This window comes from Catenuloplanes sp. NPDC051500, assembly GCF_044454585.1.
Lineage (GTDB): Bacteria > Actinomycetota > Actinomycetes > Mycobacteriales > Micromonosporaceae > Catenuloplanes.
On the sequence record NZ_JBITDX010000010.1, the window covers coordinates 189,047 to 211,246 of the forward strand.

A 22,200-nucleotide genomic window follows, 5' to 3' on the forward strand; every position below is an offset into this window, starting at 1 on the left:
TCACTTAGTCCTTGATACATCGACCGCCGGTGGCCGGGGCGGCGCTTTCACCGAATCAGTGGCGGGGCGCGGAGCCCGGCCCGCCGTCTCGGGGTCCCGCTGTGCCGTCTCGGGAGGCGGCTGCGCCGTCTCGGGGTTCGGCTGCGCCTGATCAGGGTCCGGCTGCGCTGTGCCAGGGTTCGGCTGCGCCGTATTGGGGTCCGGCTGTGCCGTCTCGGGAGTCGGCTGCGCCACGCTGGGGTCCGGCTGTGCCGCGCCGGGGTTCGGCTGTGCTGTCTCGGGGGCCGGTCGCCCGGTCATGGAGTCGCTGCCTGGCATGTCGGCGGTCACCGGCGCGGCCGCTCGACGGCGGGTCTGCCGGAACCGGAGCAGGAGCAGGAGCAGGAGCAGCGCACCCGCGATCAGTCCCCAGAACGCGGATCCGATGCCCAGGAACGACACCCCGGACGCGGTCACCACGAACGTCACGACGGCCGCCTCCCGCCCGTCCGGCACGGCCACGGCGGAGGAGAGCGCGGACGCCAGTGCGGACAGCAGCGCCAGCCCGGCCACCGCCTCGATCAGCACTGGCGGTGAGAGCAGCACAAGCGCGGTGGCCAGCCCGGCGCCCAGGCCGAGCAGGATCATGAACCCGCCCGCGCTTACCGACGCGATCCAGCGCCGGGCGGGATCGGGCGAGGCGTCCGGCCCGGCGGCGAGCGCTGCGCTGATCGCGGCCAGGTTCACCGCGTGCACGCCGGCCGGCGCGGTGACCGCGGTCGCGACGCCGGTGGTCAGCAGCAGCGGCCGCAGCGGTGGCCGGTAGCCGAAGCCGGACAGCACCGCCATCCCCGGCACGTTCTGCGAGGCCATCGTGACCAGGAACAGCGGCACGGCAAGCGAGATCAGCGCGGAGGGTGTGAACGCGGGCGCGGTCAGTACAAGCGTCGGCCACGGGTCGACGCCGCCGAGCCCGCCGGGCGGCGCGGTCAGTGCGATGCCTACGGCGGCCACGGCGAGCGCGACCGGGACGGCCCACAACCGTGCGAATCGGAAGAGCACCGCCCAGACCACGATCACGGGTACGGCGAGCGCCGGCACCTCCGCGGCGGCGCGTACCGGGGCCAGGCACAGGTCGAGCAGCACGCCGGCCAGCATGGCTCCGGCGATCGGCTGGGGGATGGCGGAGATCGCGCGCCCGAGCGGGGTGAACAGGCCGGCAAGCACAATCAGCGCGCCGGTGACAAGGAACGCGCCGACCGCGGCGGGCCAGCCGCCGTCGGGAACTCCGGTGGCGACAAGCAGCGCGGCGCCGGGGGTGGACCAGGCGATCGCGATCGGCATGCGGTGACGCACCCCGAGGAGGATCGCGACCAGTCCGACCGCGACGGACGCGGCGAGCAGCCCGGACGAGGCCTCCGCCGGGCTTGCACCGGCCGCGCGCAGGCCGGCCAGCACGACCGCGAACGAGCTGGCGAAGCCGACGACGGCGGTGACCGCCCCGGCGATGATCGGTTGAAGTCGCGTGCTCACGGCGTACCCCCGGATGCTAGTGGTGTTTCATAAACGGAACGCCTAGGGCATCGTGCACCATGGGGCGGTGACCACGCCAGGGGGAATCGGCCCGCGCCTGCGCGAGCTGCGGGAGGCGCGCGGGCTGTCGCTGTCCGAGGTGGCGCGCCGGGCCGGGATCGGGAAGGCGACGCTCTCCGGGCTGGAGACCGGCGTGCGCAATCCCACGCTCGAGACGCTCTACGCGGTGACCGCGCAGCTCGGTGTGCCACTGAGCGCGGCGCTTGCGGCGGACCCGGCGCAGGAGGTGAGCGGCGCGGCAGTGACCGCGACGTTGCTGCGCACGTTCGAGGAGCCGGGCGTCACGTTCGAGCTGTACCGGCTTGTCGTCGCCGCGGGTACCAGGCAGTCGTCACCGGCGCACCAGCCCGGCGTGACCGAGGACCTGACCGTGTTCGCGGGCGTGCTGCGGGCCGGCCCGGCCGATGCTCCGCTGCTTGTCGGCGCGGGTGGGTACGTGTCCTGGCGGGCCGACGTGCCGCACGTCTACGAGGCGGTCGGCGGGACGGACGTGCAGGCGTCGCTGTTGATCCGGACGCCGCACCTCCGGTAACGGAACGGTCACGGTCGCGGTGGCGACCTTGAATGCCCGGCACGCGTTATGAATAGTGAGAAAGCCCCGATCGAACGATTCTTTTCGCTTGATTAAGGAGTGCTTAGACGACTTAATGTTCCTCTGCGAAAGCATGCCAGAATTACTGTGGTAGTGCAGGCTCCCGGATCGGCGCAGGCAGCGACCGTGCCGCTCACCAGCCCAGTGAGCTGCGACAACGACGGTCGTCCCGGATATCGCCGGCGCACGATTGAATCGGCCGGTACGGCAGTGTGCCCACGCTGTCGTACCGGCCGATTCGTGTTTTTGGAATGTGCCGGGAGTGGGTGTGCATGTTGTTGCCGGGGTCGCCCGGTGCCCACGAGCGCGCGGCGGAGGGGGCCGTCCGGCGCCGTCGCACCGGCCTGCGCCCGGAATCAGTCCCAGAATGTGAAATGTGACTTAATGCACATCTGTGGGTGACATTTCGGAAATGTTGGGTCGTCACCCGGACGAGTGACCGAGGCCACACAGATTCACGGATTTCTCCTCGTCAGATTGATCCAACGGGCCCTGCCACCGCGTACCTACTTGCGATCGAGTCGAGCAGCGACCGTAACCGTACGAGGAGGTGGCGATGCAGCAGGTAGCCGGCGGTGGTCGTGGAACGGACACACTGTGTGCCCCTGGGCAGCCGCGATCAATAAACCGGTGGCTGACGCTCGACGGCAGCTCGATCAACCGCAATGATGGGCCGGTGACGCCACGACCGGCTCCCCGGCACGAGGCCAGGCCTGCCGCGCACGAGGCAACTCCTGACTTCTCGCGCCCTGCCATGAACCCAGCACCCGCACCTCGCATACCCGGCGGCCCCACCGGACCGGTCGACCCTCGCGGAAGAGGGCGACGCGGTGGAGGCGACGACGGCGAGAGCACCGGCGGCTTCGGCCCGACCGGCTCCGCCAAGAGCGAGGACGCGCTCGTCCGCACGCTGTACGACGAGCACGCGGGACCCCTGCTGATGTTCGTGCTGCGGCTGACCGGCGGCGACCGGCAGCGCGCGGAGGACATCGTCCAGGAGACGCTGCTTCGGGCCTGGCGCAATGCGCACCGGCTGGGTGCACAGGGACAGACCTCATTGCGGCCGTGGCTGGTGACAGTCGCCCGGCGGATCGCGATCGACGATCACCGGAGCGAGAAGGCCCGCCCGACCGAGACCTACGACCGCGAGCTGGAGACGTTCCCCACGACATCCGATGAAACCGATCGGCTGTTGCAGGAGATGACCGTCTCCGACGCGATGCGCACGCTCACCACGGCGCACCGGGAGATTCTGGTGGAGACTTACTTCAAGGGGCGCACCGTGCAGGAGGCCGCACATGCGCTCGGGCTGCCGCTCGGCACCGCCAAGTCGCGCGTCTACTACGCGCTGCGGGCTCTGCGGTCGGCGCTTCAGGAGCGGGGGGTGACGGGGTGAGCGACCGATTCTCGACGGCTGCCCCGGAAGGGTCAGCGCCGCACACGGACGTCGGCGCCTATGCGATCGGCGCGCTCGACGAGTACGAGACCGCCGCGTTCGAGGAACACCTGATCGACTGCGACGAGTGCGCGGCCGAGCTGGAGTCTCTGATGCCAGTGGTCGACGTGCTCAGCCGGGTGGACCCGCCGAGCTACGTGGCCGCGGAGCAGACGCACCGCGAGGGCCGCGTGCTGCAGCGGATGATGGGCACTGTCGGCAAGGAGCGCAAGCGCGCCCGGCGCCGCCAGTTGGTCAGCAGCGCGTTCGCACTCGGGATCGTGGCAGTGGTGGCGAGCCTGTCGCTCTTCGCCGGCGGTCAGTGGTTCGGCGGCGACGGCACCGGCGGGGCGCTGGCGGTCCCGTCCCAGAACGGCCAGCTGCCTCCGGACCCGGACGGTCCCGGGCTCGGTGGGCCGGACGGCGGCGAGCAGTACCGCGCCACCGACCCGCGCACCGGCGTTCAGCTCCTTGTGGACTTCCAGGAGAAGGACTGGGGTACGCAGGTCAACTTCATGGTCTCGAACATCACCGGGCCCGAGGAGTGCCGCCTGGTCATGGTCAAGACGGACGGCACAAGCGAGACCCTGTCCGGCTGGCTCGTCCCGGACAAGGGCTACGGCACCACCGCGAACCCGAACCCGCTTGAGCTGTCCGCGCAGACCGCGGCCAAGCGGGCCGAGATCGCCCACGTGCAGGTGCAGTTGGTCGGCTCGGACGGCAAGCCCGGCGCGACGCTGGTGACCGCTCCGGACTGATCCGTACCAAAGCATGAAACGCGCCGGGGCCTGTGCATTCACGGGCCCCGGCGCTTTTTGGTTCAACGTTTCGGTGTGAAATTGTCCACCGCCGATCTCCGATCCTCTCCGCGTTGTCGTGCGTATTCACCGGCAGAACCGAAAAGCGGACGAACCCTCAGGGAGATCAACGTGGTTACCCAGAAGCGAACCCTCCTCGCCATGAGCGGCACCATGGGTGCGCTCGCCGCGGCGCTGATGTTGGCGTCGGGTTGCGCGCCGGTCAGCTACGACACCGCCGGAGACTCGAACCCCGTGCCCGCCGCGGCCGAGGTGAGCGGGTCCCCGGACTCTGAGGCGAGCGCTGACCCCGACGCCTCTGCCGCGCCGGCCGGCGACGACGAGGTCGAGCTCGCGCCCGAGCAGCTCACCGAGAAGCTGATCGCCAAGTCCCTGGACCAGATGGGCAACGTCGTCGCCAACGAGGAGGGCTTCCTCCTCTACCGCTTCGACAAGGACAGCAACAAGCCGGCCATCTCGAACTGCAACGGCGACTGCGCCATCATCTGGCCGCCGGCGCTCACCGACGGCGAGCCCGCGCTTGAGGGCGTCGACGAGGAGCTGGTCGGCACCGTGCTCCGGTCCGACGGCACCCGCCAGATCACGCTTGACGGCTGGCCGCTGTACACCTACCTCGGCGACGAGAAGCCCGGTCAGTGGAAGGGCCAGAAGGTCGGCGGCACCTGGTTCATCGCGGCGCCGGACGGCAAGAAGAACCTCGAGTGCCTCCCGGAGGGCACCCCGAAGGCCGTGCCGCTCCCCAAGAAGCAGGAGTCCGGCAAGGAGTCCGCTCCCGAGGCGAGCTCGTCGGCCAAGTCGAGCGACTACGACTACTGATCGCAATTAAGCGATAACTGAAAGGGCCGACCGCGGCGAAAGCGGTCGGCCCTTCGCATTGGCGGGGTCCCATCACCCGATCGGGTGATGATCCAGGTTCAAAACAAATTCGAAGAACCTTTTTTCGATGGCTTGAACCCTCTGAACCCTCAAATCCGTGAGACGTGATGTGTCGACTAATGGAGGTGAAGTGATGGTGGCTGTGCGACTCCGGCAACGCGGCGTACGCGCGGTTTCCACCCTTGCTGTCCTGGGTGCGGTCCTCTTCTCCGCCCCCGCGGTGGCGTTCGCGGCGCCGACACCCGGCGTGGTGGACCCGGCCGCGCAGGACGCTTCCGGCCCCGTCACGTCCGCGGACGAGCAGTTCGTGATCGCGGTACGCCTCGCGGGCCTGTGGGAGATCCCGGCCGGCGAGATGGCGATCGAGAAGGGCGAGTCGCAGCGCGTCCAGGAGGTCGGCGCCGCAATCCGCGAGCAGCACGTCGAACTCGACGAACTGACCCGGAACGTGGCCGAGAAGCTGAACGTTCAGCTCCCCGACCAGCCGAACCAGGATCAGCAGAACTGGCTGGCCGAGATGGAGGCCGCCGAGGGCGCCCAGTTCGACGAGATCTTCGTGGCCCGGCTGCGCGCCGCCCACGGCAAGATCTTCCCGGTCATCGGGACGATCCGCGGCTCGACCCGCAACGACGTGGTCCGCGCGCTCGCGCAGCAGGCCAACACCTTCGTGCTCACTCACCTGACGTTGCTGGAGAGCACCGACCTCGTGAACTACGCGGCCCTTCCGGCCGCGCCCAACGCGCAGGCCGACCCGGTCACCGGCGCCAACGCCCTCCTGGCGGCGGCACAGGCACGCGGCGCCACCGGTGGCTTCGACACGACCGCCATCTGGCTGGTGCTGGTCGTGGCCGTGGTAGCCGGCGCGTTCGGCGCCGTCCGCATCATCCGTAGTCGATAAGGCGCTGACCACCCCAACCCCGTCAGCGCTCGATCTGTTGTTAAGGAAGGTTGCCCGTCATGCCCAGGTGGACGGATAAGCTCAGGTACTCCCTGGCCTCACGGAACAGGAAGATCGTCGCGGCTGTGGCGACGGTTGCGGTGTTCGGCGGGATCATCGCCATCACCCAGGTGTCGAACGCGGCGACCAACCGCCGCGGCAACAACCGCGGCAACGCCTGCCAGGCAGCCCCGCAGCCGCAGGTCTCCGCCACGACGTACCCGCGCAACGGCCGGGGCACGTTCATCGACGAGAACGGCCGCCGGCAGAACGTCGGTGACGGCCAGGCCTCCGAGCAGGAGATCAACGAGGCGCGCGGACGTAACCGCCGCAACCGTGGCTGCAAGCCGGCCTCGCTGCCCCCCACCACCCCGGCCGCGAGCACGCCGGCCGCCAACCCGTCCAGCACCACCGGCGGCGGCAACAACGGTGGCGGCAACAACAACGGTGGCGGTAACAACAACGGCGGCGGCAACAACAACGGCGGCGGCAACGGCCAGAACCCGGGCGCCGGCGAGGGTACGGTCCGCGAGGACACCAACGGTCTCGCCATCCTGGGCGACGACTGCTCCGAGAGCCGCCTGCAGCCGCACACCGGCTTCCAGGAGGGCAACCGCTGCGTCGACACCGAGTTCGGTGAGGTCGCCAGCGCCGCAAACAACGCGTCGCTGCTGATCACCGACATCCCGGACAACGTGGGCGTGAACCAGCCGTTCACCATCGCGGTCAGCACCCGCAATCTGGTCCGTGACCGCTTCCTGGGTGCCGCTGCCGGCGGTTACTACCTGGAGAGCTCCTTCCTGAACAACGACGGCCTGGTCCGTGGCCACTTCCACACCGCGTGCCGGGTGCTCGCGAACAACAACGAGGCCCCGGACGCCGCTCCGGCCCCCGCGTTCTTCGTCGCCACCGAGGACGGCGGCGGCGGCCGTCAGGCCGACACCGTGCAGATCAACGTGCCGGGCCTCCCGGCCGCAGGCGAGTTCCAGTGCACCGTGTGGGCCGGTGACGGTTCGCACCGCACCCCGATGATGGAGCGCGCCAACCAGACGCCCGCAATCGACTCCGCGCGGGTCCAGGTCGGCGGCTGACACTTCCCGCGGCGCCGTCCGCCGTCGCCGGACCTACCCCCCTGGCGACGCCGGACAACGCCAAGGGTTCTGAAAGAGGCGGCGCCGGGGCATTTTGAAGGGATGCCCCGGCGCCCCGCTTTCACGATCCATCCCGTGGGTACGGGGAGCAGCCGCTCCCCGTACCCACGAGTCTTTCCAGCGTGTCTTCCCAGGTGGCACACTTGCCGCGTGCCTCACGAACGCCGGCTGACGCTCCCGCCGGGTTACCACGTCTCGGGCACATTGCGCCTGCTCGGGCTCGGCCGGTTCGACCCGGCCGCCCGTTTCGTCGACGGCGTCTTCTGGTGCGCGGCGCACACCCCTGACGGTCCCGCCGCACTGAGCCTGACCCGCACCGGCGACTGCCTGACCGCTACCGCGTACGGCGACGGCGCCACCTGGCTGCTCGACCGGTCGGACGCGATCGCGGGCCTGCGCGACGACGTCTCCGGCTTCCCCGCGCTGGCCGCCGCCCACCCGGTCGTGGCGGACCTGGCCCACACCCACCAGGGCATCCGCTTCCCCGCCACCGGCCTGGTCTTCCCGCGCCTGGCCCGCGCGATCCTGGAGCAGAAGGTCACCGGCAAGGAGGCGTTCCACGCCTGGTCCGCGCTGACCCGCCGCTACGGGACCCCTGCGCCCGGCCCCTGTCCGGACCTCTGGGTGCCGCCGCCGGCCGAGGTGGTGGCCGGGCTCGCCTACTGGGCGCTGCACCCGCTCGGCGTCGAGCAGCGGCGCGCCCAGACCATCCTCCGCGCGGCGGCGCTGGCCGCGACGCTCGACCGCTGCGGTGACTCGGCGTCGCTGACCCGACGCCTGCTGAGCATTCCCGGCATCGGCCCGTGGACTGCCGCGGAGACGGTCCGCACCGTCTTCGGCGACGCGGACGCGGTAAGCGTCGGCGACTTCCACGTGCCGAACACTGTCGCCTGGGGCCTGGCCGGCGAGGCGCGGGGTGATGACGCCCGCATGCTTGCGCTGCTGGAGCCGTTCGCGGGCCATCGTGGGCGGGTCTGCGTGCTGCTTGCCGCCGGTGGGATCGCCGCGCCCCGGTTCGGGCCCCGGACGCCGATCCGCTCCTTCGCCCGTTTCTGACGCGTCCCGGACCCGCGGGGAGCATCACCCTGACGGTCTCCGGGTCTGCCGGGGCCGGCGCGCTGACGGTCCCGGGTGTTGCCGGACCACCGCGGAACCGGAAGCCCGCGGGAGCGTGCGGGCCGGACCACCGCGGGTGTGGGTAAATGTGCTTGTCAGCGGTTCTGGGTTGCGGCCTCGTAGGCGGCGCGCGCGGCCGACTGGGTCAGCGCGCGATGAAGCAGCCGCGAATCGCCGAGCATCGACCGGAGACGGCGTTCCAGCCCTGCGATCGGGATCAGATTCTGCGGGGCGCGCGGGTCCTTGTAGGCGGTGGACGCGAAGCGCGGCAGCGTGACAAGCGACAGGTCGGCAAGCGCGAACGCGGCCGCCGGCGCCAGATCGGACGAGCACTCGGCGCGGATGATGCCGGCCCACGGCGCGCCCGGCCGTCCGGGAAGCCGGATGTACCAGGAGTACCCGCCCCAGGTCGTGCCGGTCAGGAAGACCGGGGACCGCTGGCCCGGCTTCAGCGACGTGACGACCGCGGAGAGCCGAGGCGGCAGGTACTGCCGGTGCTGGGTCTTGATGTAGCCGATCGTGCGCGCCAGCTGGCGGCGGTTGCGCAGCGGCCCGTCCACGATCAGCAGGTCGTCGTCGCCGGCGTCCGCGCGGGCCTCACCTGACACCTCGACCTCGAGCGCGGTGAGCGGCGCCTGGATCGCGGCCGGGAGCTTGCTCTGCTCGCCGGCGCCGCTGACCCGGTGCACCTCGTAACGGATCGAACCGGCGACCGCGTCGGCCGCGCTCGGGCTGGCGGTGAAGAGACCGCGCCGGACCCGTGATCCGGCCAGCACCGCGACACCCTGTTCCAGGTCGCAGCGGACCACGCCGGCCGCGTAGGAGGCGGCGAGGCCGGGATAGGACGCGCCGTCCTCCTCCTCGGTCCACAGGCCGGCGTCGATGCGGCGCACGCCGTCGACGAGCAGGACCACCCGTGGCGGGCGCAGACCGGACGGGGGCAGGAGCGGCTGCCACTGCTCGGACGGGACCTCCAGGTCCGCGTCGACCTGGACGGTGCTCTGCTCGGACGGGCCGGCGAAGCCCGCGGAGCCGTCGGTCTCGATCGACGACCCGTAGGCCGGGTCCCACGCGTCGATGAAGTAACGGGTCACAGGCCGCTCCGGGTCACTCGCGCGCTACGGGCATCCTTGCGCACCTCGAAACGGACCGGGATCCGCTCGGCGAGCGCGCTGACATGGGTGACGACGCCGACCATCCTGTCCCCACGGGCGGCCAGGTTCTCAAGCGTGGCGGCGACCGAGTCGAGCGTGGCGGCGTCAAGCGTGCCGAAGCCCTCGTCGAGCACGATCGACTCCAGGCTGGCAGCGGTGGTGGACATGCCGGCCAGCTGCTCGGAGAGCGCAAGCGCGAGCGCGAGCGACGCCTGGAACGTCTCGCCGCCGGAGAGCGTGCGCACGCCGCGGCGCAGGCCGGCGTCGTAGTGGTCCACGACCCAGAACTCGCCCTTGTCGTGGACCAGCTCGTACTGACCGCCGGACAGCTCGCGCAGGATCCGGGAGCCGCCGTCGACAAGCAGGTCCAGCGCCTCCTCAAGCAGCCAGCGCTCGAAGTTGTTGGCCCGCAGGTGGCCGGCGAGGGTCTTGGCGACCCGGCCGGTCCGCTCGTGTCCGGCCCGCTGTTCGCGCAGCGCCGCGGCCTGTTCGCGCCGCTCCTCGATGCGCCGGAGCGCGCCCTCGGCCCGCTCGGTGGCGACGGCCGCGGCCCGCAGGTAGTCGGACTCGCCGCGCTTCGCCGGCGCGGACACGCCGACACCGTCGAAAAGAGCCTCGATCCGCAGGTGTACGCCGTCCGCGCCGCCCCGTGCGGCCCGCAATTCCGCCTCGGCCGCGGTCCGGGCCTCGGCCCGCCGGGTGACCTGCTCCCCGGTCCAGCCGGTGAGCCCGGCCCAGGCCGCGGCCACGTCCTCCCGGTCCGGCGCGGGCGGCCCGAACGGCGCGACCGCGTCCCGGGCGGTGTCGAAGCCCTGCCAGGCGGCCCGCAGCCGTTGCTCCGCGCGCTCCGCCTCGGCCTGGGCGCGCCGCTGGGCCTCGCGGGCCCGGCGCACGGCGACGCCCGCGCCGTCCAGCTTCGCCTGCAGCGCGGCGATCTCGTCAAGCTCGCGGCGCAGCGCGGCGGGGCCGGGCGAGCCGGCCACCTTCGCGGTGGTGGCCGTGAGCCGGTGCTGCAGGTCGTCGTGGCGGGCCCGCGCGCGGTCGAGCGTGCGCTCCAGCTCGCGGGCGGCCTGCTCACGGGTGGCGACGAGCTTCGCGGCGCTGTCCGCGGCCGCGCGGGCGGCCTTGCCCTCGGCCTCGGCGGCGGCGACCGCGGAGCGTCCGGCGGCGCGCCGGGCGGCGGCGTCGGTCTGCGGCTCCGCCTCGCCGCGCGGGCGGGGTGCGCCGGCCCGGCCACGGCTGTCGGCGCCACGGCTGTCGGCGCCGCGTCCGGAGGCGCCGGCGGGTGCGCCCGGCCGGCCGCCCGCGTCGGAGCCGTGCCGGTGCCCGACGGCCCGTCCGGCGCCGTCGACCGGCACCGCCTGCCCAGCACCGGTGTTCCCCTGTGCCGGGGCGTCCTCCGGCAGCGCCGTCACCGTCTGCGCGCACACCGGGCAGGCGTCGCCGACAGCCAGGTGCAGGCGCAGCGCGGTGGCCCGGTCCGCGTTCTGTGCGTCCTGGTAGGCCTGGCGGGCCGCCTCAAGTGCCGCGATCGCGCGCTCGTGCCCGGCCCGTGCGTCCGCGACCGCACCGGCTGCCGCGCCGTGCTCGGTCTCGGCGGAGGCAAGCATCGCGGTCAGCTCCGCGGCCTGCGCGGTGAGCTTGTCCAGGTCGGCGTGGGCCTCCAGCAGCAGGCGGAGCGCGGTGGCGTCACCGGCGCCGGACACCTCGCCGCGAACCTTCTCCTCCAGCTCCTCGGCCGCGTGGACCGCGCGGACCGTCTCCGCGGCGGCGGTGCGGGCGTCGGCTGCGGCGCCGGCCACCGCGGCCACGTCCGCCGGCGCGCGCACGCCGCGCAGCTTCGCGATCTCGGAGTCAAGGGTGGCGAGCGCGGCGCCGGCGGCCTCGGTACGGGCCGCGGCGGCGCGCAGGTCCGGGAGCGCGGTCTCGACGCCCTCGGTGAGTCCGTGCACGAGCGCGACGTGCTCGGTGGCGGCCGCGAGGTGCTCGTCGTCCGTGTCGTCCAGGTTGGCCAGCAGCTGGTCGACGCCTTCGAGTTTCGCGTCGGCGGCGCCGGCCCGGGAGGTGGCGCGCCGCTGGACCTCCTCGTAGACGCCGAGGTCGAGCAGGTTGACCAGGATCTGCTGCCGGGTGGCCGGCTTGGCGTGCAGGAAGTCGGCGAACTGGCCCTGCGGCAGCACGACGCACGTGGTGAACTGCTCGTACGGCAGCCCGACCGCCTCCTGCACCGCCTTGTCCATCTCCGCGGGTGTCCCGGCCAGCACCTCGCCCAGATCCTCCGGCGAGAGCCCGGTGTCCAGCTTGGACACGTCGAAGCCGCGCGGCATCAGCTGCAGGCCGGCGCCGCTCGTGGCGACGCGTCCCTTGCCGTCCCGGCGGACCACCCGGGTGGCGACGTACCGCTCGTTTGCGGACTCGAAGACGAGCCGGACGCGTGCTTCGGCCGCGGACGGCGCGAGCGCGTTGACGATGCCGCGGGCCGTTCCCCAGCGCGGGACCTGGCCGTAGAGGGCGAACGTTATCGCGTCGAGCACAGTGGACTTGCCGGAGCCGGTCGGCCCGACCAGCGCGAAGAAGTCCGCGTCGAGGAAGTCGACAGTGGTCGGTTCGCGGAACACGGTGAAACCGGCCATGTCGAGTCGCAGCGGCCTCACGACGTGCCTCCCGGAATCTCCTCGTAGATCTCGTCGAACAGGTCCTTGATGCCCTCGTCGTCGTGCCCGCGGACCTTCAGGTAGTCGGCGAACAGCGTGCTCGGGGAGCGGCCGGCCCGCTGCGCCGCGGTGGGGCTGGTACGGGTCGGCAGCATGTCCGGGTCGATGCGCACGTCAAGCGCGTTCGGCAGCAGGTCCTGGACCTCCTCGCGCAGGCCGGCGCGGGGCATCTCGCGCACGTAGACGCGCAGCCAGCCGGACGCCGCCGGGTTGCGCTCGGCGTACCGCTGCAGGTCGGCGACCGTACCCCGGAGGGTGCGAAGTGGGGTGGCGGACGCGATCGGCATGGTGCGTGGGCGGGCCGCGGTGGTGGCCGTGACCTCCACGATCGTGACGGAGGGCTGGTTCTCCTCCTCGCCGAAGTCGATCGCGAGCGGGCTGCCGGAGTAGCGGACCGGGCAGGGGCCGAGGATCTGCTGGGTACGGTGCAGGTGCCCGAGCGCCACGTAGTGGCACGACGACGGGAAGACGCTTGCCGGTACCGCGTAGCCGAGCACCGTGTGCGCGTCCCGCTCGCCGCCGCCCATCTTCGCGCCGACCACTGTGAGGTGGCCGGTGAGCAGGTTGACCGCGTCGCGCTTGGCGAAGTCCTCGGTGAGTTTCGCGATCAGCCGGCCGATGTGGTCCGCGTAGGTCTGCTGCGCCTCGGACGCGGTCAGCTCGTACATCTCCACCGCGCGCACCGCGTAGCGCTGGGAGAGGAACGGCAGCGCGACCAGCCGCCACGCCTCGCCGCCGGCGGTGGTGCCGGTGAGCACGTGCTCGGACGCGTTCTCCCGGACGGTGCCGCGCAGCTGGATGCCGGCCGCGTCCGCCCAGGGGCGCAGTGCATCGAGGGCGGCGCCGTTGTCATGGTTGCCGCCGATCGCCACTACCTCGGCGCCAGTGGCCCGCAGCGCGGTGAGCGCGCGGGTCACGATGCGCGTCGAGTCGGGCGTGGGGGAGGCGGTGTCGTAGAGGTCGCCGGCCACGATGACCAGATCGGGCCGCTCCTTCTGGGCGATCTCCACCAGGTCGCGGAGCACGGCGATGTGCTCCTCCACCCGGGCGTGGCCCTTGAGGACCTTCCCGACGTGCCAGTCCGAGGTGTGCAAAATCTTCATATGTCGCGTCCTCAGAAGGGGATGTCGTCGTCGGAGATGCGGGCCCCTGTCACTCCCCGGCCGCCGACGACCGCGAACGGGTCCGAGGCCTGGACGATCGAGCGGAGCGAGGCCGCGGGCGCCGCGCCGGCCTCGGAGACCCGGGTGGCCCAGGCCGGGAACGGGAACTCGACGCAGAGCGGTACCGGGATGTCCGGCTGGTTGACGAACATGGTGCCGGGCTTGGCGAGCAGCACGCGCTGACGTTGCGCGGGCGGGAGGAACCCGTACTCGGGGCGGCCAGCCTCGGCCGGGTCGAGCCGGCCGACCACCCGGATCGCGGAGTTGGTCACGATGCGCCGCTCGACCTCGCTCGCGGTCTGCTGCGCGCCGATCAGGATCACGCCGAGCGACCGGCCGCGCTCCGCGATGTCAAGCAGCACCTCCTTGATCGGCGAGGTGCCGTCGCGGGGTGCGTACTTGTTCAGCTCGTCCAGGACGACGAAGAGCAGCGGCTTGGCGGTGCCGGCCTTCTCCTTGCGCTCGAACTCGGCCTTGAGCGTCACGCCGACCACGAAGCGCTGGGCGCGGTCCGGCAGGTTGTGCAGGTCGACCACTGTGACCTGGGCGCTCTCCGAGGTGTTGATCGAGTGTGGGCGGCGCTGGGCGAGGTCGCCGCGGATCAGCCGGGACAGGTCCTTCTTGCTGCTGATCAGGCGGCGGGCGAACGCGTTGGTGGTGCCGATCCCGACCGCGGAGCCGGCCCAGTCGCGGCGGGTCTCCTCGTCGCTGAGCTGCTCGACAAGGAAGTCGACGAGGTCGCCGTAGGACGAGATGCGCTTGCCCTCGATGCTCACGCCGCCCTCGGCCGGGACCGCGACGCGCTGCAGGTGGGCCGCGACCGCGTGGACGACCATCGTGTACTGCTGGCGTTCGTCGTCCGCGTCCGCGAAGACGTACGGCAGCAGGCCGGTCGCGCAGAACTCGGCGAGCGTCCAGTAGAACGCGTCGACGCCGGTCAGGCGGCTGCTCACGTCGGGCGTGCCGGAGGCGTCACCGATCCGCGGCGGCGCGTAGACCCGGACGTCCGCGAACGGTGCGGCGGGCAGCCCGAGCCGCGAGTAGGCCTCGGTGGTCTTCTCGTCCAGCCGTGCGTTCGGATAGTCGAGGAAGAGCAGGTCCTCGCCCTTGACGTTGAAGATCAGCGCCTTGGAGTTGACACCGTCCGCGCCGAGCACGCCGGAGCGGAACACGGAGTAGAGCAGGAACGTGGCGAAACTGGTCTTGGTGGCCACGCCGGAGATGCCGGAGATCGAGACGTGGGCGCCGCGGGTGCCGTCAAGAAAATCCGCATTCAGATACACGGGTACGCCGTCGCGGCCGGAACCCATCGGCACCGGCCGTTCCATCCGGTCGAAGTGCAGCGCCTGGGCACGGGCGACGCCCTCGGCGCGATGCACCGGCGCGCCGGGCGCGGGCGGCACGTAGAGCTCCGGGTCGACGCGGGTGGTGGTGATCTCCGCGGCCTCCTGGATCAGCGCGGGAAGCGTGCCCTCCGCGATCGCGAAGACGTCGGAGTCGAACTGGGCGCCCTCGTGCCGCGCGCGGACCTGGGTGACCACGCCGGCGATCGTCACCGGCTCCCGGCCCGGCAGCTCGCGCCGGGTCACGACCACGTCGTCGAGCTGCAGGTAGGCCCCCGGGGTGACGGCGGTCCAGAACTGCAGCGGCGTGGCGTCTTCGGTGCCCAGCACGCGGCCGACGACGGGGCCCGGGTCCTGGGTGTCTACTGGCACCCGATCATCGTGCCCCACAGGTACGACAACAACGGAAGCCACGCCGCGGCCGGCACCCTCTGTCCCCAGGTTTTCCACAAGATATTGTGGTTGCCCACAGGGTTATCCACAACCAGTGGATCTTAAAGACCCGATCGGGTGACAGGTCTAACTCGCCTTGACATACCTGATCATCAGGTGGTCACCGCCCCGGAGCACGTGCGCCGCGCGCATCCGCCGGGCGGCCGCGGGGAGCCCGGCCGCGATCCGGGAGGCACCGGCGCCGGCCAGCAGGGGTGCGACGGTGAGGCAGAGTTCGTCGACCGCGTCCGCGGCGAGCAGCGTGCCGAACAACTGCGGGCCGCCCTCGCAGAGGATGTGGTCGAGCGCTCTCGCCCGTACCCCCGCGAGAAGTTGATCTGGATCTTCGAAACGGATCACGTCGGCCACCGCCGCGAGATCGGGGCGGTGCGCGCCGGACGAGGTGAGGATGAGCGGGCGGGCCGGTGCGTCCGCGAGCGCGGGCATCGCCGGGTCGAGGTCGAGCGAGCGGGAGACCGTGACGAGCGTGGGTACGTCCGGGAGGCCGTGCGCGCGGCGCCACTCGATGCGCGGCGGGCTGAGGCGGATCGGGCGGTAGTTCTCCCGGCGCAGCGTGCCGGCGCCGACAAGCACCGCGTCCGCGAGCATGCGCAGCACGCCGAAGACGCGTTTGTCGTCCGGGCCGGAGAGCGCGGTGGAGAGGCCGCCGATCTCCATCGCCCCGTCCGCGCTCGACACGAAGCTGACCCGGAGCGTCGGCCGATTCGGGCGCGCGTAGTACGCGATCAGCGTCTCATCGTCCAGGTCAGGGCCGGTCAGCAGCTGTTTCACGGTCAAAGCCTAGTGCCGGCACGGTTTTTGTAACCGGCTACATAGAGGGCGGTAACGAAATGGGAACGCTCCCATCGGCCCCTTGACACCTTCGTAACGTGTCGGCAATCTCATGGGAGCGCTCCCGGATTGCGGTGTCGGGCACCACACTTCGCTGTCAGCGGAGCGCGTCCGCCGGTCTGCACATCGACCGGCTTCACCGGCATACCCACACTTCCACCACTTCAAAGGGGTCAGGATGAGCGTTCCGAGGCGCCGTCTGCGCGGCATCGCGGCGGCGGCTCTCGCCGCCGGCATGGTCTTCTCCGCCGCGGCGTGCAGCGCGAGTGACGGCGACGAGGGCGGCGAGGGCGGCGGGGGCACCGTCACGCTGCAGTACTTCGGCAGTCCCGGTTTCGACAAGGCCGTGGCGGCCTTCCAGACCGCGAACCCGGACATCAAGGTCGACGCCCAGAACATGGGTGAACTGAAGGACTTCACGCCGAAGCTGAACCAGTGGCTCGCCACCGGCCAGGGCGCCGGCGACGTGGTCATGCTCGAGGAGGGCACCCTCCTCGGCTACCTGGAGACGCCGGACAAGTGGACCAACCTGCTCGACCTGGGGGCGGCGTCCCTGGAGCAGGACTTCCTGCCCTACAAGTGGGCCAACGGCTTCACCTCCGACAAGTCGAAGCTTGTCGGTCTCGGCACCGACATCGGCGGTCTGGCGATGTGTTACCGGTCCGACCTCTTCAAGGAGGCCGGCCTGCCGACCGACCGCGCCGAGGTCTCCAAGCTGTGGCCGACGTGGGAGGAGTACGCGGCCACCGGCAAGCGCTTCAAGAGCTCGCCGGCCGGTAAGGACGTGGCGTTCATCGACACCGCCACCGCGGTGATGCAGCCGTACATCATGCAGAAGTCGAAGACCTGGTTCTACGACACCAACAACAACTTCGTCGTCGAGCAGAACCCGGTCGTCAAGGAGGCCTGGGACTTCGGCCTGCAGATGGCGGCCGACGGTCTCACCGGCAAGCTGCAGCGCTGGCAGCCGGACTGGAACGCCGCGTTCGCCAACGCCGCGTTCGCGACAGTGCCGTGCCCCGCGTGGATGACCGGCTCGATCGCGGAGCGGGCCGGCGCGGCCGGCAAGGGCAAGTGGGACATCGCCACGATCCCGGGCGGCAGCGGTAACTGGGGCGGCTCGTACCTGGCCATCCCGGAGCAGAGCAAGAACAAGGAGGCGGCCTACAAGCTGCTGACCTACCTGACCGGCAAGGACGGCGAGCTCTCCTCGTACGCGGAGAAGGGCAACATGCCGTCGAACGTGAAGGCGCTCGACGACCCGGCGTTCAAGGGCTCGACGAACGAGTACTTCAGCAACGCCCCGACCGGCGAGCTCTTCGGCGCCAGCGCCAAGAGCCTCCAGCCGATCTACCTCGGCCCGAAGCACCAGGCGATCTGGGAGAACTACTTCGAGACCGAGATGCGCAACGCGGAGCAGGGGAAGAAGACGTCCGCCGAGGCCTGGGCGAAGGCTGTCGCGGACGGTAAGAAGCTGGCCGAGGGCTGATCGACCGGTACCGGCGCGCGGTGGCGCTCACGCTCGACGCGTGGGCGCCACCGTCACACGGTCAGGAGTCACCGGCCGTGGCGGCCGGGGAAGGAACCCCACCACATGAGCGTCAATACTGAGGCCGCGGGACACCCGCGGCACGCGGCGAGCCCCCCGCCGCTGGACCCCGGGCAGCTCCGCAAGCAGGCGCGTCAGGCGCGGCGCGGGCGGCTCGACATGAAGGCGTCGCCGTACCTCTACGTCGCGCCGTTCTTCGTGCTCTTCCTCGTCTTCGGCTTCTTCCCGCTGCTCTACACCGGCTGGGTGTCGATGCGGGACTGGGGCCTGATCAAGGGCGACCAGGGCTTCGTCGGCCTGGAGAACTACCAGGAGGTGCTCACCGACGCGAACTTCTGGAACGCGATGTACAACACGGCGGGCATCTTCGTCGTGTCGACAGTCCCGCAGCTGCTGCTCGCGCTGATGCTCGCGAACTGGCTGAACCGTAAGCTGCGCTTCCGTACCGCGCTGCGGATGGGCATCCTGCTTCCGAACATCACCTCGGTCGCCGCGGTGGGCATCGTCTTCGGCTTCATCTTCGCCGACCGGTACGGCCTGGCGAACTGGATCCTGCAGTCGCTGAGCCTGGACCCGATCTCCTGGCGGGGCAGCCGCTGGGCGTCCTGGACCGCCATCTCGTTCATGGTCGACTGGCGGTGGACCGGCTACAACGCGCTGATCTACCTGGCCGCCATGCAGGCCATCCCGCGGGACCTCTACGAGTCGGCCTCGCTTGACGGCGCGTCCCCGACCCGGCAGTTCTGGCAGATCACCGTGCCGCTGATCCAGCCGACGATCCTGTTCACGGTGATCATCTCGACCATCGGCGGGATGCAGCTGTTCACCGAGCCGCTGATGTTCAACTACGGCGCGGCAGGCTCGGGCAGCGGTCTGGAGGGCTTCCAGACGATCGCGATGTACATCTACTCCACCACGTTCGAGGGCAACTTCAAGTATGGAGTCGGCTCCGCCATGTCCTGGCTGCTCTTCATGTTGATCATGCTGTTCGCGCTGATCAACTTCCTGATGGTCCGCCGCTCGCTGAAGGGGTCCGTCCAGTGACCACGCTGACCGTCCCGCCCTCGCCGCAGGCCTCGCAGGTCCCGCAGAAGCCCGCCCGCCGCAGCCGCCGCCCCGGTGCGCGGCTGTGGGAGGCCAGCCCGCTCACCTACGTGGCGCTGATCATCGCGGTGCTGCTGGCGATCTTCCCGATCGCCTGGTCGTTCATCGTCGCCTCGCGCGACAACTCGGCGGTCTACAAGATCCCGCCGCCGCTCGTGCCGGGCGGTGAGTTCGTCGCGAACACACAGCGGCTGCTCGCCAACGACCAGGCGCACTTCCTGATCGGCCTGGCCAACTCGATCTTCGTGTCGAGCGTCGTGACGATCTCCGTGGTGCTCTTCTCCACGCTTGCCGGCTTCGCGTTCGCCAAGCTCAAGTTCCGGGGCGCGAACGCGCTGCTGCTGATCATCATCGTCACGATGATGATCCCCACCCAGCTCGGCTACATCCCGCTGTACATCATGATGATCAAGCTGGGCTGGCTCGGATCGCTCCAGGCCGTGATCGTGCCCTTCCTGGTCAAGGGCTTCGGCGTCTTCATGATGCGGCAGTTCGCGATGTCCGCGATCCCGGACGAGCTGATCGAGGCGGCCCGGATGGACGGCTGCTCCACCTGGCGCATCTACTGGAGCGTCGTGCTCCCCACGCTGCGCCCGGCCGCGGCCGTGCTCGGCCTGCTCACGTTCATGGAGACGTGGAACGAGTTCCTCTGGCCGTACCTGGTTCTCGACGGAGACACCCCGACGATCCAGTACTCGCTTAAGATCCTTGCCACGGGCAACTACACGACCGACTACGTCCAGGTCTTCACCGGGACCGCGCTGGCCATCGTGCCGCTGCTCCTCGTGTTCCTCGCGTTCGGCCGCCAGATCATCGGCGGCATCATGGAAGGTTCCGTCAAGGCGTGACGACTCAGTTGTTTCCTCAGGACTTCCTGTGGGGCGCCGCGACCGCGGCGTACCAGATCGAGGGCGCGGTCACCGAGGGCGGCCGCGGCCCGTCGATCTGGGACACGTTCAGCCACACGCCCGGGCGGACGCTCAACGGCGACACCGGCGACGTGGCCTGCGACCACTTCCACCGCTTGCGGGAAGACGTGCGCCTGATGGCCGAGCTGGGCCTGAAGTCGTACCGGTTCTCGCTGGCCTGGTCGCGCATCCAGCCCACCGGCTCAGGCGCGGTCAACCAGGCCGGCCTGGACTTCTACCGCAGGCTCGCGGACGAGCTGCTCGAGGTCGGCATCCTGCCCTGGGCGACGCTCTACCACTGGGACCTGCCGCAGGCCCTTGAGGACGCGGGCGGCTGGCCGGCGCGGGACACCGCGGCCCGGTTCGCCGATTACGCCCAGCTGACAGTGGCAGCCCTGGGCGACCGGGTCACCAACTGGACGACGTTCAACGAACCCTGGTGCTCCTCCTTCCTGGGGTACGGGTCCGGCGTGCACGCGCCAGGCGTCCAGGACGGCGCCGCCGCGGTCAAGGCCGCTCACCACCTGCTGCTCGGCCACGGGCTGGCGCTGCAGGCCGTGCGCGACACCACGCCTGCCGCGCAGCTCGGCATCACGCTCAACCTGTACTCGATGGCGCCCGCCACCTCCTCCGACGCGGACGCGGACGCGGCCCGCCGGATCGACGGGCTCGCCAACCGGTTCTTCCTGGACCCGGTGCTGAAGGGCGAGTACCCGGCGGACGTGGTCGAGGATCTGGCCCACGTCACCGACTTCACCCACCTGCTCGACGGCGACCTGGCCACGATCAACCAGCCGCTTGACTTCCTCGGCATCAACTACTACAGCCGGCACGTGGTCGCCGCGCCGCTGCCTTCTGCCGTAGCCGAGCCGTCCCCGTGGACGGGCAGCGAGACGGTCCGGTTCGTGCACCGGGACGGCGTGCCGGTCACCGACATGGACTGGGAGATCGACGCCCCGGGGCTCATCGAAACGCTTCGCGGAGTTGCGGAGAACTACCCGCCGGTGCCGCTCTACGTCACCGAGAACGGCTCCGCGTTCGTGGACAAGGTGGTCGACGGCGAGGTGGACGACCCGGGCCGGGTGGACTACTTCGACAAGCACCTGCGCGCCTGCCACACCGCGATCGAGGCCGGCGTGCCGCTCAAGGGATACTTCGCCTGGTCACTCATGGATAATTTTGAGTGGTCGTGGGGCTACGCGAAGCGGTTCGGCATGGTCTACGTCGACTACGAGACGCAGGAGCGCATCCCCAAGAGCAGCGCCAGGTGGTACGCCGACGTGATCCGACGTAACGGTCTGGCCGCACAGTAAAGCGTGGTCGTACCGTAGCGGGGCGTGCCTCCACCGGCACGCCCCCGGGCCTTTGGAGCAGAGATGACAACCCAGCGCACGCGATCGCTCGGCCGGCCAACCCTCGATGCCGTGGCCGCGCGCGCGGGTGTCGGGCGCGGCACCGTCTCCCGCGTGGTGAACGGCTCCCCGCAGGTCAGCCCGGAGGCCCGCGCGGCAGTGCAGGCCGCGATCGACGAGCTCGGCTACGTGCCGAACCGGGCGGCCCGCGCGCTTGTCACCCAGCGGACCGACTCGGTGGCGCTTGTCGTCTCCGAGTCCGAGGAGCGGGTGTTCGGCGAGCCGTTCTTCGCCGGGATCGTGCGCGGCATCAGCTCCGGCCTGCTGGAGACGCAGATGCAGCTGTGGCTCGCGATGGCGCAGTCGCCTGCCGAGCGGGAGCGCGTCGAGCACCACCTCACCAACCAGCACGTCGACGGCGTGCTGCTGCTCTCGCTTCACGACTCCGACCCGCTGCCGACGCTTCTCGAACAGCGTGACCTGCCGTCCGTGCTCGGCGGCCGGCCGGCGCGCATGCTGCAGCCGGGCGCGCAGGCGGCCTACTTCGTGGACGTGGACAACGCCGGCGGCGCGCGGCTCGCCACCGAATATCTCATCGCCGGCGGGCGGCAGGTGGTCGCCACCATCGCCGGGCCGCAGGACATGGGCGTGGGCGTTGCCCGGCTCACCGGCTACCGCGAGGCGGTGCAGCTGCGTGGGCGGCCGGCCGACGAGAGCCTGATCGCGTACGGCGACTTCTCCGAGGGCAGCGGCACCGCGGCCATGCACCGGCTGCTCGAGCTGAACCCGGATCTGGACGCGGTCTTCGTCGCGTCCGACCTGATGGCGTGCGGTGCGCTGCGGGCGCTGCGCGACGCCGGGCGCCGGGTGCCGCACGACGTCGCGGTGGTCGGCTTCGAGGACTCGCCGATAGCGCGCCAGGCCGACCCGCCGCTGACCACGGTGCACCAGCCGGTCGAGGAGATGGGCCGGCAGATGGCCCGGCTGCTGGTGGCGCGCATCCGGCACGAGCCGATGGAACGGCCGTACATCCTGCTCGACACGCACCTTGTTCGGCGGGCGTCGGCGTAACCGGTCCCATCTGTATTTTTATGCACGGACATGGGTCAGCAACGACCACGAAACGGACACC

Annotated in this window: 18 protein-coding genes; 12 read left to right on the forward strand and 6 right to left on the reverse strand. The window is 70.9% G+C overall.

Annotated features, from left to right (window positions below; genetic code table 11):
* Nucleotides 1–1,512, reverse strand: coding sequence for a benzoate/H(+) symporter BenE family transporter (locus ACIA8K_RS21910; RefSeq protein ID WP_396062011.1), 1,512 nt, complete (start codon nucleotides 1,510–1,512; stop codon nucleotides 1–3).
* A gap of 67 nt (nucleotides 1,513–1,579) precedes the next feature.
* Between ACIA8K_RS21910 and ACIA8K_RS21915 the strand changes: the two genes are divergently transcribed.
* The 7 genes from ACIA8K_RS21915 (at nucleotide 1,580) to ACIA8K_RS21945 (ending at nucleotide 8,437) form a co-directional block, all read left to right on the forward strand.
* Nucleotides 1,580–2,104, forward strand: a complete 525-nt coding sequence (locus tag ACIA8K_RS21915) for a helix-turn-helix domain-containing protein (RefSeq protein WP_396062013.1) — start codon at nucleotides 1,580–1,582, stop codon at nucleotides 2,102–2,104.
* Between the two features lie 814 nt (nucleotides 2,105–2,918).
* Nucleotides 2,919–3,560 (forward strand): sigma-70 family RNA polymerase sigma factor, encoded by a 642-nt coding sequence (locus ACIA8K_RS21920; protein ID WP_396062015.1) that lies wholly within the window; start codon nucleotides 2,919–2,921, stop codon nucleotides 3,558–3,560.
* Nucleotides 3,557–4,357 (forward strand): hypothetical protein, encoded by an 801-nt coding sequence (locus tag ACIA8K_RS21925; protein ID WP_396062017.1) that lies wholly within the window; start codon nucleotides 3,557–3,559, stop codon nucleotides 4,355–4,357. Before ACIA8K_RS21920 ends, ACIA8K_RS21925 begins: the two co-directional genes overlap by 4 nt.
* Before the next feature lie 171 nt (nucleotides 4,358–4,528).
* Entirely contained in the window at nucleotides 4,529–5,233 is a 705-nt protein-coding gene (locus ACIA8K_RS21930; protein ID WP_396062019.1) for a hypothetical protein, read from the forward strand.
* 193 nt (nucleotides 5,234–5,426) lie between these two features.
* Nucleotides 5,427–6,191, forward strand: coding sequence for a DUF4142 domain-containing protein (locus ACIA8K_RS21935; protein ID WP_396062021.1), 765 nt, complete (start codon nucleotides 5,427–5,429; stop codon nucleotides 6,189–6,191).
* 125 nt (nucleotides 6,192–6,316) lie between these two features.
* A complete protein-coding gene (locus ACIA8K_RS21940) occupies nucleotides 6,317–7,321 on the forward strand; it encodes a Pecanex-like protein 1 (RefSeq protein ID WP_396062023.1) in 1,005 nt (334 codons plus the stop codon).
* Between the two features lie 210 nt (nucleotides 7,322–7,531).
* Entirely contained in the window at nucleotides 7,532–8,437 is a 906-nt protein-coding gene (locus ACIA8K_RS21945; RefSeq protein ID WP_396062025.1) for a DNA-3-methyladenine glycosylase family protein, read from the forward strand.
* Between the two features lie 155 nt (nucleotides 8,438–8,592).
* Here ACIA8K_RS21945 and ACIA8K_RS21950 read toward each other — a convergent pair whose 3' ends face one another.
* The 5 genes from ACIA8K_RS21950 to ACIA8K_RS21970 all read right to left on the reverse strand — a co-directional run bounded on the left by ACIA8K_RS21950 (nucleotide 8,593) and on the right by ACIA8K_RS21970 (nucleotide 16,095).
* Entirely contained in the window at nucleotides 8,593–9,591 is a 999-nt protein-coding gene (locus ACIA8K_RS21950) for a hypothetical protein (protein ID WP_396062027.1), read from the reverse strand.
* Complete coding sequence (locus ACIA8K_RS21955; RefSeq protein ID WP_396062029.1) at nucleotides 9,588–12,305, reverse strand: AAA family ATPase; 2,718 nt, start codon at nucleotides 12,303–12,305, stop codon at nucleotides 9,588–9,590. Before ACIA8K_RS21955 ends, ACIA8K_RS21950 begins: the two co-directional genes overlap by 4 nt.
* On the reverse strand, nucleotides 12,302–13,468 hold the full coding sequence (locus tag ACIA8K_RS21960; protein ID WP_396062031.1) for an exonuclease SbcCD subunit D: 1,167 nt from the start codon (nucleotides 13,466–13,468) through the stop codon (nucleotides 12,302–12,304). Before ACIA8K_RS21960 ends, ACIA8K_RS21955 begins: the two co-directional genes overlap by 4 nt.
* A gap of 11 nt (nucleotides 13,469–13,479) precedes the next feature.
* Entirely contained in the window at nucleotides 13,480–15,243 is a 1,764-nt protein-coding gene (locus ACIA8K_RS21965; RefSeq protein ID WP_396062033.1) for an ATP-binding protein, read from the reverse strand.
* A gap of 147 nt (nucleotides 15,244–15,390) precedes the next feature.
* Nucleotides 15,391–16,095 (reverse strand): pyrimidine reductase family protein, encoded by a 705-nt coding sequence (locus ACIA8K_RS21970; RefSeq protein ID WP_396062035.1) that lies wholly within the window; start codon nucleotides 16,093–16,095, stop codon nucleotides 15,391–15,393.
* 238 nt (nucleotides 16,096–16,333) lie between these two features.
* On the opposite strand from ACIA8K_RS21970, the gene ACIA8K_RS21975 reads away from it, so the two are divergent.
* The 5 genes from ACIA8K_RS21975 (at nucleotide 16,334) to ACIA8K_RS21995 (ending at nucleotide 22,139) form a co-directional block, all read left to right on the forward strand.
* Entirely contained in the window at nucleotides 16,334–17,644 is a 1,311-nt protein-coding gene (locus ACIA8K_RS21975; RefSeq protein ID WP_396062037.1) for an extracellular solute-binding protein, read from the forward strand.
* Between the two features lie 105 nt (nucleotides 17,645–17,749).
* Nucleotides 17,750–18,748, forward strand: a complete 999-nt coding sequence (locus ACIA8K_RS21980) for a carbohydrate ABC transporter permease (RefSeq protein WP_396062039.1) — start codon at nucleotides 17,750–17,752, stop codon at nucleotides 18,746–18,748.
* Nucleotides 18,749–18,831: 83 nt separating this feature from the next.
* Nucleotides 18,832–19,656: a carbohydrate ABC transporter permease gene (locus ACIA8K_RS21985; RefSeq protein ID WP_396062239.1), complete on the forward strand. Its 825-nt coding sequence runs from the start codon at nucleotides 18,832–18,834 to the stop codon at nucleotides 19,654–19,656.
* Entirely contained in the window at nucleotides 19,653–21,029 is a 1,377-nt protein-coding gene (locus ACIA8K_RS21990; RefSeq protein WP_396062041.1) for a GH1 family beta-glucosidase, read from the forward strand. The genes ACIA8K_RS21985 and ACIA8K_RS21990 overlap by 4 nt, the downstream gene beginning before the upstream one ends.
* A 63-nt stretch (nucleotides 21,030–21,092) precedes the next feature.
* The gene (locus ACIA8K_RS21995) at nucleotides 21,093–22,139 is read left to right on the forward strand and encodes a LacI family DNA-binding transcriptional regulator (RefSeq protein ID WP_396062043.1); all 1,047 of its coding nucleotides are present in this window, start codon (nucleotides 21,093–21,095) and stop codon (nucleotides 22,137–22,139) included.
* Nucleotides 22,140–22,200 lie beyond the last annotated feature (61 nt).

Bases quoted from the DNA above. Each gene is read 5' to 3' on its own strand.
- ACIA8K_RS21920 (WP_396062015.1), top strand. From the start codon at position 2,919: ATGAACCCAGCACCCGCACCTCGCATACCCGGCGGCCCCACCGGACCG.
- ACIA8K_RS21935 (WP_396062021.1), top strand. From the start codon at position 5,427: ATGGTGGCTGTGCGACTCCGGCAACGCGGCGTACGCGCGGTTTCCACC.
- ACIA8K_RS21960 (WP_396062031.1), bottom strand. From the start codon at position 13,468: ATGAAGATTTTGCACACCTCGGACTGGCACGTCGGGAAGGTCCTCAAG.
- ACIA8K_RS21975 (WP_396062037.1), top strand. From the start codon at position 16,334: ATGAGCGTTCCGAGGCGCCGTCTGCGCGGCATCGCGGCGGCGGCTCTC.
- ACIA8K_RS21980 (WP_396062039.1), top strand. From the start codon at position 17,750: ATGAGCGTCAATACTGAGGCCGCGGGACACCCGCGGCACGCGGCGAGC.
- ACIA8K_RS21995 (WP_396062043.1), top strand. From the start codon at position 21,093: ATGACAACCCAGCGCACGCGATCGCTCGGCCGGCCAACCCTCGATGCC.